The organism is Acinetobacter sp. GW821-FHT09D10, assembly GCF_059416285.1.
On record NZ_JBWKOW010000007.1, the window covers coordinates 215,874 to 228,666 of the forward strand.

General features: G+C 39.7%; 12 protein-coding genes, 3 tRNA genes, 1 other RNA gene and 1 pseudogene. 9 read left to right on the top strand and 8 right to left on the bottom strand.

Annotated features, from left to right (window positions below):
* Positions 1-2 precede the first annotated feature (2 nt).
* The 5 genes from AC07M3_RS15815 to AC07M3_RS15835 all read right to left on the bottom strand — a co-directional run bounded on the left by AC07M3_RS15815 (position 3) and on the right by AC07M3_RS15835 (position 3,318).
* A tRNA-Gln gene (locus AC07M3_RS15815) sits at positions 3-74 on the bottom strand.
* A gap of 26 nt (positions 75-100) precedes the next feature.
* Positions 101-175 (bottom strand) — tRNA-Gln (locus AC07M3_RS15820).
* Positions 174-1,007: a 4-(cytidine 5'-diphospho)-2-C-methyl-D-erythritol kinase gene (gene ispE, locus AC07M3_RS15825; protein WP_198077881.1), complete on the bottom strand. Its 834-nt coding sequence runs from the start codon at positions 1,005-1,007 to the stop codon at positions 174-176. The genes AC07M3_RS15820 and ispE overlap by 2 nt, the downstream gene beginning before the upstream one ends.
* Before the next feature lie 18 nt (positions 1,008-1,025).
* On the bottom strand, positions 1,026-1,604 hold the full coding sequence (gene lolB / locus AC07M3_RS15830) for a lipoprotein insertase outer membrane protein LolB (protein WP_003653326.1): 579 nt from the start codon (positions 1,602-1,604) through the stop codon (positions 1,026-1,028).
* Positions 1,605-1,608: 4 nt separating this feature from the next.
* Positions 1,609-3,318 (bottom strand): tetratricopeptide repeat protein, encoded by a 1,710-nt coding sequence (locus tag AC07M3_RS15835; protein ID WP_494567736.1) that lies wholly within the window; start codon positions 3,316-3,318, stop codon positions 1,609-1,611.
* A gap of 88 nt (positions 3,319-3,406) precedes the next feature.
* Between AC07M3_RS15835 and hemA the strand changes: the two genes are divergently transcribed.
* Complete coding sequence (gene hemA, locus AC07M3_RS15840) at positions 3,407-4,690, top strand: glutamyl-tRNA reductase (protein WP_494567724.1); 1,284 nt, start codon at positions 3,407-3,409, stop codon at positions 4,688-4,690.
* On the opposite strand, the gene AC07M3_RS15845 is transcribed toward hemA, so the two are convergent.
* Both AC07M3_RS15845 and AC07M3_RS15850 read right to left on the bottom strand, forming a co-directional pair.
* Positions 4,687-6,555 carry a DNA primase gene (locus AC07M3_RS15845; RefSeq protein WP_494567725.1) on the bottom strand — a complete coding sequence of 623 codons (1,869 nt, stop codon included), beginning with the start codon at positions 6,553-6,555 and terminating at the stop codon, positions 4,687-4,689. The genes hemA and AC07M3_RS15845 overlap by 4 nt on opposite strands.
* Before the next feature lie 156 nt (positions 6,556-6,711).
* Positions 6,712-7,860, bottom strand: a complete 1,149-nt coding sequence (locus tag AC07M3_RS15850; protein WP_494567726.1) for an outer membrane protein assembly factor BamD — start codon at positions 7,858-7,860, stop codon at positions 6,712-6,714.
* Positions 7,861-7,931: 71 nt separating this feature from the next.
* On the opposite strand from AC07M3_RS15850, the gene rluD reads away from it, so the two are divergent.
* The 3 genes from rluD to AC07M3_RS15865 all read left to right on the top strand — a co-directional run bounded on the left by rluD (position 7,932) and on the right by AC07M3_RS15865 (position 10,476).
* A complete protein-coding gene (gene rluD / locus AC07M3_RS15855) occupies positions 7,932-8,984 on the top strand; it encodes a 23S rRNA pseudouridine(1911/1915/1917) synthase RluD (RefSeq protein WP_045436676.1) in 1,053 nt (350 codons plus the stop codon).
* 10 nt (positions 8,985-8,994) lie between these two features.
* Positions 8,995-9,732 carry a peptidoglycan editing factor PgeF gene (gene pgeF / locus AC07M3_RS15860; RefSeq protein WP_494567727.1) on the top strand — a complete coding sequence of 246 codons (738 nt, stop codon included), beginning with the start codon at positions 8,995-8,997 and terminating at the stop codon, positions 9,730-9,732.
* 192 nt (positions 9,733-9,924) lie between these two features.
* A complete protein-coding gene (locus AC07M3_RS15865) occupies positions 9,925-10,476 on the top strand; it encodes a flavodoxin family protein (protein WP_042898559.1) in 552 nt (183 codons plus the stop codon).
* A gap of 46 nt (positions 10,477-10,522) precedes the next feature.
* Here the strand turns inward: AC07M3_RS15865 and smpB are convergent, their stop codons facing one another.
* Entirely contained in the window at positions 10,523-10,999 is a 477-nt protein-coding gene (gene smpB / locus AC07M3_RS15870) for an SsrA-binding protein SmpB (RefSeq protein ID WP_003653310.1), read from the bottom strand.
* Positions 11,000-11,133: 134 nt separating this feature from the next.
* Between smpB and coaD the strand changes: the two genes are divergently transcribed.
* From coaD to AC07M3_RS15895, 5 genes and pseudogenes are all read left to right on the top strand, one after another.
* A complete protein-coding gene (coaD, locus tag AC07M3_RS15875) occupies positions 11,134-11,625 on the top strand; it encodes a pantetheine-phosphate adenylyltransferase (RefSeq protein WP_004641605.1) in 492 nt (163 codons plus the stop codon).
* 1 nt (position 11,626) lies between these two features.
* Positions 11,627-11,890 carry a YfhL family 4Fe-4S dicluster ferredoxin gene (locus AC07M3_RS15880; protein ID WP_003653306.1) on the top strand — a complete coding sequence of 88 codons (264 nt, stop codon included), beginning with the start codon at positions 11,627-11,629 and terminating at the stop codon, positions 11,888-11,890.
* Positions 11,891-11,917: 27 nt separating this feature from the next.
* An RNA gene (gene rnpB, locus AC07M3_RS15885) (RNase P RNA component class A) lies at positions 11,918-12,273 on the top strand.
* 63 nt (positions 12,274-12,336) lie between these two features.
* Positions 12,337-12,413: transfer RNA gene (locus tag AC07M3_RS15890), tRNA-Met, on the top strand.
* Positions 12,414-12,570: 157 nt separating this feature from the next.
* Positions 12,571-12,721: pseudogene (locus AC07M3_RS15895) on the top strand (oxidoreductase); the annotation flags it as partial.
* Between the last annotated feature and the right edge of the window lie 72 nt (positions 12,722-12,793).

Sequence of the window (12,793 nt, forward strand, 5' to 3'; positions counted from 1 at the left end):
GGCAGGGGCGGCTGGATTCGAACCAACGGATGCCGAGATCAAAACCCGGTGCCTTACCACTTGGCGACGCCCCTAATATAATCATCATTACAGGTGAGGTTGGCAGGGGCGGCTGGATTCGAACCAACGGATGCCGAGATCAAAACCCGGTGCCTTACCACTTGGCGACGCCCCTAACGTGTAACCTTAAAATGATTAAGAGGAGATTCTTTTAAACTATTTACCAAGTAAGATTTACATGGTGAATGTTTAAGAATTTCATCAATATTCATTTCATTCGTTACTTCAATAAAAACACAAGCACCTGTACCTGTAAGCTTTGCTTGACCAAACTGATCTAAATATTGCATTGCTTCTTCTACTTCAGGGTATAACTGTCGGGCCAAAGGCTCAAAGTTATTTCCAAAATTAGAAGGTTCTAACTGATAGGCGCAAAATTTAGTGGTCTTAGAGTCTCTTGTCAATGTTTTTTGTGAAAAAAGCAATTGAGTGCTGATAAAACAATCAGGTTTTAAAATAATGAACTGTTTTTGATCTAAGTCTATGAATGATAAATGTTCACCAATACCTTCAGCCCACGCATTTTTACCATAAATAAAAATAGGAACATCGGCACCGAGCTTTACGCCATAGTCTGCAAGTTGTTCTTTATTTAGACTACATTCCCATAATTGATTTAACACAATCAGGGTTGTGGCAGCATTGGATGAACCTCCGCCCAGACCTGCACCCATTGGAATATTTTTTTCAATTTTGATGTTTAGACCGCAGAATTTTTTTGCATGCGGTCTTAGTATTTGAGCAGCCCGATAAATCAGATTTTCTTCAGGCCGAACTTCACTCAATCCATCAATTTCGATTTGTTCATCTAAAGTCGGTGTAAATACCATCCAGTCATATAAATCAATGAGTTGGAAAATGGTTTGTAATTCATGATAACCATTTTCACGACGTCCTGTAATATGTAAAAACAGGTTGAGCTTAGCTGGAGAAGGAACTCGAATCATAAATTTATATAATTAGACTTAGCGGTTTTGGATGACCATTGTAATACGGTTTTCTTTATCTTCAGCAAGAGCTTGCTTTAAAACTAGTTTGTTTGGCAAAGTTTGTTCACCATCATAACTGAAATTAACTGTCCAGCCGTCTTCAATGAGTTGGTTTACACGATTTTCATTATCTTTACTAATTTGAGCACTTAAAGTTGCAGGTTTAGCCAAAATCCAGCTCGTTAAATGAGTAATGGGTGCTTGCCAACCAGTTGCACGCTCTAAAAGTTCTTCTGGAGAGGCTGCAGTAATTAACCCTGTTTTAGCACTATTTAACTTCACTTCACCAGGTTTACCCTGAATTTGGGTTTTTCCTACACCTAAAATGCCGCTTAATTCAATATCAAAATTATCTTGTTGTTGAACCCATGTGAAAAATGCACTACCGGTTTGCTGTGGTGTGCGAACCCCAATCTTACCTTGTAAATTAAAGTGTTTTTCGTCTTGAACTTGCTGGGTAACCGCGGGTTTAGGTTGAGTAAAATGCTGACAACCGGTTAGAAATAATACACTTGATCCACAGATCGCTGTGCACAGTTGGGCAAATTTGCTCATATATTTAACTCTTTTTTGCAGATGTAGGTAAAATTAACGCATCAAGCTGTTGTAATTGTGGATCATTGGCATGTTTTTGTTTCAGTTGTTGTAACACAGCGCTAAATTGAGTTAATGATCCTTGCATATACAGGGCTTTAGCATAACGAACGCCAATATTTACATTATGGCTGAGTTCATAAGCTTTGCCTAAAGCTTCTGCTGCACCTTCATAATCATTCTGTAAAAATGCAATATAGCCAAGCGTATCTAGAATTGAGGCTTGTTCCGGTGCATATTCTAAGGCTTGCTCTGCATATTGACGTGCTTCTTTTAACCGACGATTTTGCAGGGCTAATGTATAAGCATATGCATTGAGGTAAGTCGGACTGTTAGGCTCAAGTTGTAATAATTGCTTTAATGTTTTATCGAGTTTATCGCGGTCAGTATACGGATCAAGTAATAAAACTTCTGCGTAAATGAGTTCCGGATCATCCGGTAAATTCTTTATCGCTTCATCTAATAAATTTAATGCAGCTTTTTTATTACCCATTTTCTTTAAGATTTCAGCTTGAGCTTGATATAAGAAACTCGCATGTTGGGGATAATTTACGCGTTCTTGAGTGAGGAACCGTAAAGCATCGTGTAAATTATCCTGCTTATCATAAATCGCAATCAGATTACGTCTTGAAACAACGTATAAACTGCCATCAACTAAGCGATAGTAAGCTTTTGCTGATTCATAATGCTGTTTGCGTTCTGCATTAATCGCTAAGTAGTAATAAGCTTCATTTTGGTATTTTGCAGAGTTTCGTAGGTCAACAAGATATTGTTCTGCTTTGTCATATTGTTTTAAATCAATGCTGGTTAAACCTGCAATAAACAATGCTTCTTCAGCTTTGGGATTAGCCTCTATAACATTTTCAAGCTTTTCTAAAGCGAGTTGAGATTGATTAATTTGTATGAGATAGCGGATTTCAGCTAAACGAATATCTAAATTTTTCTTATATTTACGGCTAGACTTTGCATACCATTTAAGTGCACCTTCTTGATCGCTAAGAGCAATGAGTAGGTTTGCTTTCATTAAAATAAAGCTCGTCACTTTAGGACGTCGGCGTAGTGCCTTGTTAATGTTGGTTAGAGCGGATTCTAATTGACCATTTTGGGCTTCTAAATTGGCGATGAGCGCTAAAATAGAAGGGTTGTCTTTTTCAGAGCTAGAACGTAAAGCTGTTAATAATACTTCTCGATCTTGAGCATTCTCTGGGGCAATACTCGCTAAAATTTGTTCTAAATCGGCAGTAGGATCTATTTTTAAAATTTTATCTAATGTTTCAGCGGCAAGCTGGTATTCATGTGTTTTTAAAGCAATATGGGACAAATAGAATAAAGCAGGTACATCTTTGGGTTCTTGAGCTACCCAATGTGTAGCAATGTTTAAAGCGGCCTGAAAATCATTATATTCAAGCGCAACATCTAAAGCTCGTTGTTTGATGGAAGTAGAGTTACTTTTGATTGCGAGTACTGTGTAATTGTGCAAAGCGTTAGGAATGTCATCATAAGCCAGAGCAAATTCAGCGACCATAGTTTGCTCTAATGCCTGATCAAATGAATGCACGGTATAGGTCTCTTGCACAGGGCGTGCATAGACATGCGAGGACATGCTACCTAACAATAAGAATGTGGTAGAATACTGTCTTATCGAAGCACCGTTAAAATTAATACGGCTATTCATTTGACGCAATTTTTATTGATCCAAAGTAATGCTTTTTATGACACCGATGTTGCACAATAGCATAAATTTAGCGAAATGATGATCTGATATGTCTTTCTTTGCATTGGGTGTCAACCATCAAACAGCTTCTGTCGAACTCCGCGAACAAATTGCTTTCAATGCAGAGCGATTAAGTCGTTTGCTTGCCGAACAAAGCCATCACCAAAGCTTAAAGGATTTGGTGGTCGTTTCGACGTGTAACCGTACAGAAGTTTATGCCATGGCGGAAAATGCCGAAAGCCTTCTGAAATGGTTAGCTGATGCCAATAATATTGATGTACAGCACTTAATTCATCATGTTTATCGTTACGAGAACACGCAGGCAATTACACATTTAATGCGAGTAGCGAGCGGCTTAGACTCTCTCATGCTCGGTGAGCCGCAAATTTTAGGGCAAGTTAAAAGTGCTTTGGCATTGTCTAAAGAAGCCCAAACGGTCTCTCCTGAATTAAACAGTGTTTTTGAATATGCTTTTTATGCAGCTAAACGTGTACGTTCCGAAACTGCGGTGGGCAGCCATGCCGTTTCGATGGGGTATGCGGTTGCACAATTGGCTTTACAGGTTTTTAGTAAGCCCGAAAAACTTACTGTGATGGTCGTTGCTGCGGGTGAAATGAATAGCTTGGTTGCTAAACATTTGGCTGAAATGGGCGTCGCCAAAATTATTATTTGTAATCGTAGCCGTGAGCGTGCTGACCAACTGGCTCAAGAGATTTCACATCAGGTTGAAGTCGAAATTATTGATTTTTCAGCATTGGCTGAAAACTTGTATCGTGCTGATGTGGTGTCGAGTTGTACTGGTAGTTTATATCAAGTTATTGCTTATCCTGATGTTAAGGCCGCATTAAAGAAACGTCGCTATCAACAAATGTTAATGGTTGATTTAGCTGTACCCCGTGATATAGATCCTAAAGTTGAAGCGCTTGATGGGGTCTATTTGTATGGTGTTGACGATTTACAAAGTGTGATTGAGGAAAACCTCGCTCAACGTCGTCAGGCGGCTGTTGAAGCGGAAGTGATGGTGAATCAATTAGCTACTCAGCTTATTACTCATCAAAAAGTTAAAGAGGCGGGCAGCACAATTCATGCTTATCGCCAACATAGTGAAGAAGTTAGCCAACAAGAGCTGACGCATGCATTAGAGTCTTTGCATCACGGTGAGAGTGCTGAGCAAGTACTACAGCAATTCGCGCATCGTTTGACGCAAAAGCTTATGCATCCAACATCTATTTTGCTACGCGAAGCTGCCAAGGCAGAAAATCCTGATTATTTTGAATGGCTACAACAGCATTTACAGGATGTATTTGATCATGAGCGTAAGTCAAAACATTAAGACAAGAGTCTTAAACTAATTTGTTTGGTTAATTCATTAAGCTGTTGTCTTAAATTTCTTGATTCAATTAGAGAAATCGGCGATTTAAGTTTCTGACGTAAATATCTTTCTTTTAGGCCTAAAGCATATTCTTGGGCTAACTTGTCGGCCACTTCTGGTGCCTGCGTTAATGCCTGAATATTGGTTCTTTGCATAATATCGGCAATTTCATGGCAATAGCTGCTACAAGCACCTAAAACATAATAAGTTGCCAGCTCTTGATCATCCGGTAAGTCATCAAAAATACGGTTTAAAATTGCCAGTACTTTTGCTAATAATTCATCTTGATGAATATAAGCACGTAGCCCTTCAAAATGAATATAAAGAAAAGGGTGGTGCATCAAAATTGCAATCGCAAAGTCTTCATCTTTAGTATGGATGTTAAATGAGAGCGAGGCATCATGGCTGATTTGTGGTGTAAAACGTTTACCCAGTCCGAGTTTTTCACGGAAAGATTGATTGAGTAAATAACGGAACGAACCCTGTTTGGGTAATAGTTCAGTCAGTTCTCGGAGTTCTCCCATGACCAAGCTTTTGCCTTCAGGGGTACTAATGTCATGTTGACCTGTTAAATGGGCAAAGACAAAATCAGACAAAAGAGGAGACTGTTGTAGTAGTTTTTGGAAATTTTCAAGCCCTTCACGACGGATCAGAGAGTCGGGGTCATGGTCATTCGGTAGTACGAAAAATTTGAGTTCGCGTCCATCATTGAGAAGTGGTAAAGCAATTTCTAAGGTTCTGCGTGCTGCTTTTTGCCCAGCAGCATCACCGTCAAAAGCAATGGTAATACGGCTATTTTGTTTAAATAAAATATTAAGATGTTCTGTATTACTTGCTGTTCCTAAAGTTGCAACAGCTCCTGTAATGCCATATTGCTGAAGTGCAATGACATCCATGTAGCCTTCAACCATTAACCAGTCGTTAGATTTGAGTTTTCTACCTTCATAAAGCCCGTAAAGTAGCTGATTCTTGTGAAAGACCTCTGAGTCAGGCGAGTTAATGTATTTGGGCTTGATCTCATCATTTAAGGCACGCCCACCAAAACCAACGACGCGGCCTTTCGGGTCTCGAATCGGAAAAATCACACGGTCACGTAATAAGTCAAAATCACGGCCATTATCACTCGAACGAATAAGTCCTAGTTGCTTTAAACCATCAATGTCATAAGGAAAAGCTTTCTCTAGGTGTTGCCAATCTTCTGGTGCATAGCCTAGGCGCCAAAATTGAATCGTCTGATTAGTTAAGCCACGTTGTTTAAAGTAGTTTTTTGCCTTTTGACTGTTAGGTAATTGGTGTTCATAGAACTGCGCAATATTTTCCAGCAAGTCATATAAATTACCTTCTTGAACAGGTTCCTCAAAGTTGAAAGGCTGTTCAAATTGGGCAAAAGGGTCATCAAAAAATACTGGTTCAAGCGAGTTGTAGCTTTCATCTATTGGTTGATGAGGAACCACGGGTTCCGCCATATTTGCTTTAGCAACTGGCGGCTTCGTAACCTGACGGGTATAAGATAGTTTTTTGTTTTCGGTATTATCTTTGGGTAGTTCGACTCCAGCGCTACTCGATAACTCTTTCATTACATCTATAAAGTTTCGGTTATCAATGTCCATTAGAAAACGGATCGCGTTACCGTTGGCCTGACACCCAAAGCAGTGATAATACTGTTTGTCTCGATAGACATGGAACGATGGAGATTTTTCTTGATGAAAAGGGCAACAGCCGGAATATGTACGTCCCGTCTTTTTCAGTTTCACACGCTGACCAATCAGATCGACAATATCTGTGCGATCTAAAATTTGATCAATCGTATGTTGTGGAATTGCCATAATTCAGATAACCGTATTAAAACTGATGAGAGAGTGATTCAGAATATTCTGACATGATGAGGCAAGCTCTATCCAATAAATATTTTAATATTTTATAAAAACAAACAGGCAAGTGATATCACTTGCCTGTTTGTTGATGTTTTTTAAAGCTTAAACTTATTGAGCAGCGTCATCTGCACCTTGTTTCGCATCATCTGATGTATCTGTAGAGGTAACAGCAGGAGCAACAGTTGTATTTTCTGCTGCTTGTGGCTCAGGTTTGTCTAATAAACCAAAGCTTAAACGGTTTGTCCAACTACGTTCTGATTTTGGTGCTTCAACTTGTGTTTGCTCTGGCTCAGCAGTTTCTTCTTTATCTGAATTGCCAATTAAACCGAAGCTAACACGATTAAGGAAGCCACGTTTTGGAGCTTCTGATTCACTTGTGCTTTCTGGTGTTGCGGCAGTAGATTCACGGCCAAAAATACCTAAAGTCGCACGGTTAATCCAGTTACCTTCTTTACGAGCAGCACGCATGTTAACTGTGCCGTCTTTTTTCACCAAGTTAGGGTAATTAAGTTTTAAAACTTCAATATATTGTTGTGAAGTCGCTTTATCACCTAATTGGTTATAGCTATATGCCAAAGTCGCTAATGCTTCTGGAACTTGAGGAGTTTGTGGATAGTGTTCAATTACCCATTGAGAACGCTCTGCAGCAGCGATCCAAGCTTTACGTTTAACATTAAAACGTGCAGCAGTCATTTCATTTTCAGCAAGTTCTTGTCCAATAAATTTCATGCGCTGAGCGGCATCAACAGAATATTGGCTACTTGGGAAACGACGAATTAAATCAACAAAATTTTGATAAGCAACTTTTAAATAGCTCACATCACGATGAGATTGTTGCAAAGATGTATAGCGCATCAAACTATCGTAGTTTTGCTCCATATTCGCTACAGCACGAACATAATAAGCATAATCTACATTTGGATGCTGAGGATTTAAACGAATAAAACGTTCCGCTAAGGCAATCGCGCCTTCATAATCTTTTTGCTTAAATTTCGAATAGAGAAGTTCAAGTTGTGCTTGTTGTGCGTATTGTCCAGTCGGATAATAAGTATCGATTGCTTCTAAAGACTTGGTCGCATCAAGATATTGACCACGGTCAAGCGACTTTTGGGCCTTTTCGAAGTAAGCTTGTTCACTAGATTGTGGGCCACTATCGACCACTTCTTTTTTACTTGGATTGCTGCTACAGCCCACAAATGCAGACGCTAAACCTAAAGATAAGGCAAGCATCGTAATTTTATAACGTGGTAGCGACATAAAAACTCCTCTGTTATGTTGGGCAATGAGCTACAATTGCGCTATTAAACCACTTTTATCTCAATGATCAAATGACTTCAGCACAATCTTCAAACACAAACTTATCTGAAACCGACTTCAATTTACTTGAAGATTCTGAGGATGCAGATAACCATACTTCTGATACAACTGCAACACGTTTATCGTTGCAAGTTCAGCTAGATGAAAGCTATCTGGGACAACGTATCGATCAGGTAGCAGCCTTGGTGTGGAATGAGTTTTCACGTGAAAAGCTTAAACAATGGTTAAAGGATGGCCATCTGTTGGTGAATGGTAACATTGTCAAGCCAAAGCACCGTTGTGAAGGGACAGAACTGCTTACACTCGAAGTTGAGCTCGAAGCTCAAACCACGAGCCAACCTGAAAATATTCCACTTAATATTGTCTATGAAGATGACGACATTTTAGTCATCAATAAACCTGTCGGCATGGTGGTGCATCCAGGGGCTGGTAATAGTTCTGGAACTTTAGTGAATGCTTTGCTTTACCATTTCCCAAAATTGTCGGAACTTTCTCGCGCTGGTCTAGTACATCGTATTGATAAAGATACCAGCGGTTTGTTAGTCGTTGCTAAGAGCCTTGAGGCACAATTTTCTTTAAGCAAACAGTTGGCAAATAAATCGGTTTACCGTGTATACGACTTAGTTGTTTATGGAAATATTATTGCTGGCGGTACTATTGATGAACCTATCAAACGTCATCCAGTTGACCGTGTGAAAATGGCGATTTTACCGGGTGGGCGCGATGCAGTGACCCATTACAATGTAAAAGAACGCTTTAAAGATTTTACTCGCGTACAAGCTCGTCTTGAAACAGGCCGAACTCATCAAATTCGTGTGCATTTTAGTTATATCGGTTATGGACTGATCGGCGATCAGATTTATATGAACCGTGTACGTGTACCTGCTGGGGCATCTGAATTACTCATTGACACTTTACGTGGTTTTAAACGCCAAGCATTGCATGCAGCTAAATTGGGCTTAAAACATCCTCGTACTGGTGAAGAAATGCTATTTGAAGCGCCGTGGCCTGAAGATTTTACACATTTAGTGAATGTGTTACGTTCAGAAAACGCTGCATATTAAGGACGCGTATATGGAATTTGTTCAAGGATTACCTCAAGGTGTATGTGTAGGGCAGACACGTGTTCAACATCCTTTGGCATTACCAACGGATCAACTTGAGTTGTCTGGTTTTAATCTGGCTTTACATGTCAACGATAAGGCACAACGTGTTCAGCAACATCGCATGATATTGTTAGATGAGTTTGCCCAGTTCGGTGTTAAAAAAATGACATGGATGACTCAAACACATAGTACGATTTGCCATACAGTAAATGAACAAATTCCTTTTAAGGCTTTAATTGGTGATGGTTTGGTCACTCAAACCAAAGGCCATGCTTTAATGATGATAACCGCTGATTGTTTACCTGTCGTGTTAGGAAATGCAGAAGGTACGGAAGTCGCAAACTTGCATGCAGGTTGGCGCGGTTTAGCTGGCGGCATTATTGAAAATACAGTTGCCGCTATGCAGAACCCTCCAACTTGGGCATGGTTAGGAGCTGCGATTAGTCAACCTTGTTTTGAAATTGGGGCCGAAGTAAAGGCTGCTTTTTGTGATAAATATCCAGAGTTAGAAACAGCTTTTGTTGAGGGGGCCGCTCCAAATAAATTTCATGCAGATTTATATGCAATTGCGCGATTTATTTTGCAGAGTCTAGGTGTGAAACAGGTTTTAGGTGGAGATCAATGTTCTTATCAACAGAGCTATGATTATTTTTCTTATCGCCGTGATGCGAAGACTGGACGTATGGCTACCTTTGTTTTTATATAAGCTTTATAAACATCATTAAATTCATTCTCTTATTTTGTCGTAATTAAACAGAATAAGAGAGTTTTTATTGAGTTTGAAGATATTACGATTGTGAACCGTATTGAAACGCTTGTATTTCATATTTATAGATGTAGGTTTAGCAAGCGCTAATAAAATGATAAAATAGAAAAAATCGCTCAAAATTTTAATTTTATGTCTTTGCCTGAAAAACATCTCTCTATTGTCTACCACAGTCCATATGGTCATACCGCCAAGGTAGCTTTCGCTATTGCTGCTGGTGCAGAGGTGATGGGGGTAAAAGTACATCTAATGAATATTGAACATATTGATTGGGATGCGCTTGATGCATCACAAGGCATTATTTTCGGATCTCCTACCTATATGGGAAGTATGACTGCCGACTTTAAAAAGTTTATGGACAGTACTTCTAAGCGTTGGAAAGAGCGCTTATGGCAAGGCAAGCTTGCTGCTGGCTTTGCAAATTCGGGCGGATTGAGTGGCGATAAACTAGCGGTATTACAACAATTAAATATTTTTGCCATGCAACATGGCATGCTTTGGTCAGGTTTACCTTTAATGACCACAGGGCATAGTGAAAAAGATTTAAACAGACTGTCGAGTTGTTTAGGTTTAATGACACAGTCAGATAACGCCCCTGTTGAAGTTACCCCCCCACAAGGCGACTTGGATACAGCTAAATGGTTTGGTGAATATATTGCTGGACTTTTATATAGGCTAAATTAATAAATTTCATAACAAAAAAGCCTCTAAAAAGAGGCTTTTTATTAAATTACTTATGAAATATACGAGCTTTATCACGCTGCCAATCGCGGTCTTTTTCAGTTGCACGTTTGTCATGAAGTTGTTTACCCTTCACAAGCGCAATTTCTAGTTTGACTAAATGACCTTTCCAGTAACACGCCAAAGGAACGCATGAATAACCTTTTTGGTTAACTGCACCCATTAGGTGTTCAAGCTGACGTCGGGAGAGCAATAACTTACGGGTACGTGTTGCTTCAGGTACCACATGGGTCGAAGCCGATAATAAAGGCTGAATTTGTGAACCAAGTAAAAATGCTTCGCTATTCTTGAAAATGACATAACTTTCCGTCAAAGTCATACGCCCAGCACGTAAGGATTTTACTTCCCAACCTTGAAGTGACATGCCCGCTTCAAATTTTTCTTCGATAAAATAATCATGACGGGCACGTTTATTTTGTGCGATTGTTCCGCCATTATGTTTCTTTACTACTGTTGCTTTCGCCATAATTCAAACTTCCACAATTATGCCTATTGTGCCGTAAACTGATGCTAAGGTGAAGTTTTTCCTGCACATGAATATTTTGCCTCATGTATAACTTTTGCTAAAATAGGTTCACAATACAATTAGAGTACTAGCGGATGTCTAAAACGCGTGTAATTTATCCTGGAACATTTGACCCCATCACGAATGGACACGTTGATTTAGTTACTAGAGCATCAAGAATGTTTGATGAGGTTGTAGTAGCAATTGCAATTGGACATCATAAGAACCCCTTGTTCAGTCTAGAAGAAAGAGTTGAACTGGCACAATCATCTTTAAGCCATCTATCAAATGTTGAATTTGTAGGCTTCGATGGTTTACTGGTTAATTTTTTCAAAGAACAAAAGGCAACCGCAGTACTTCGTGGTTTAAGAGCGGTTTCTGATTTTGAATATGAATTTCAACTTGCCAATATGAACCGTCAACTTGACCCACATTTTGAAGCGGTGTTTTTAACACCATCTGAGCAGTACTCTTTTATTTCTTCGACATTGATTCGGGAAATTGCTCGTTTAAAAGGGGATGTAACCAAGTTTGTTCCGCAAGCTGTGGTTGAGGCCTTTGAACGTAAACATCAACAAGGTTGGTAACGTGTCGTTATATATCACCGATGAATGCATAAACTGTGATGTTTGTGAACCAGTTTGCCCGAATGAAGCAATTTTCATGGGTGAAGTGATTTATGAAATTCATCCAGATTTGTGCACTGAATGCGTTGGTCATCATGACCAACCGCAATGCCAATTGTTTTGTCCTGTAGATTGTATTCCTAAAGATCCAGAGCATGAGGAAACGGAAGAACAGCTATTCGACAAATATAAAAAACTAATTGCTCAAAAAAGCACAAGCAATTAGTAAATAAATTTGTTAATATGCGCCCCTGAAGTGAGCTGGATGGTCGCTGCTGTGGAGGTCTTCGTGACTGAAGCAGGGGAGGAAAGTCCGGGCTTCATAGGGCAGGGTGCCAGGTAACGCCTGGGCGGTGAAAGCCGACGGAAAGTGCAGCAGAGAGTAGACCGCCTCATTCGTGAGGTAAGGGTGAAAGGGTGCGGTAAGAGCGCACCGCGTGTCTGGTAACAGTTCACGGCATGGTAAACCCCACCAGAAGCAAGACCAAATAGGAATCCTGAGGTACGGCCCGTACTGGATTCGGGTAGGTCGCTTGAGCGTATGAGTGATTGTACGCCTAGAGGAATGACCATCCTCGACAGAACCCGGCTTATAGGCTCACTTCACCTAATTTATTTAAAATTTTTCTTGACGTGCATTAAAGAAACTAAGATAATGCGCGCACAGTTTAAGGCTATGTAGCTCAGTTGGTTAGAGCACCGCACTCATAATGCGGGGGTCACAAGTTCAAGTCTCGTCATAGCCACCATTTTATAGACCACGCTCCTGCGTGGTCTTTTTTTATGCTTGTTTTTTTGATTAAACACAGTTTGTAAAGACTGACTTTATAATGATGAGATGTTTTTGATTTTTTTATTAGCTTATTTATATTTAAAAATTATTCCTGTTAGCTTAAGGCAATAAGCATCTTAATTGCAGGTGGTATTGGGTATTACCATTCTTATCTCAAATGGATGAGCTCGTAGCACGTGGGGCACAGAGTACGAGTTATATTAAGCTTACGGTGCGCTTGAACATGCGGCTTTAGATGAGTTAAAGCAGAAACATGCAAAACATGCAAAACATGCAAAACATGCAAAACATGCAAAACATGCAAAACATGCAAAACATGCAAAACATGCAAAACAT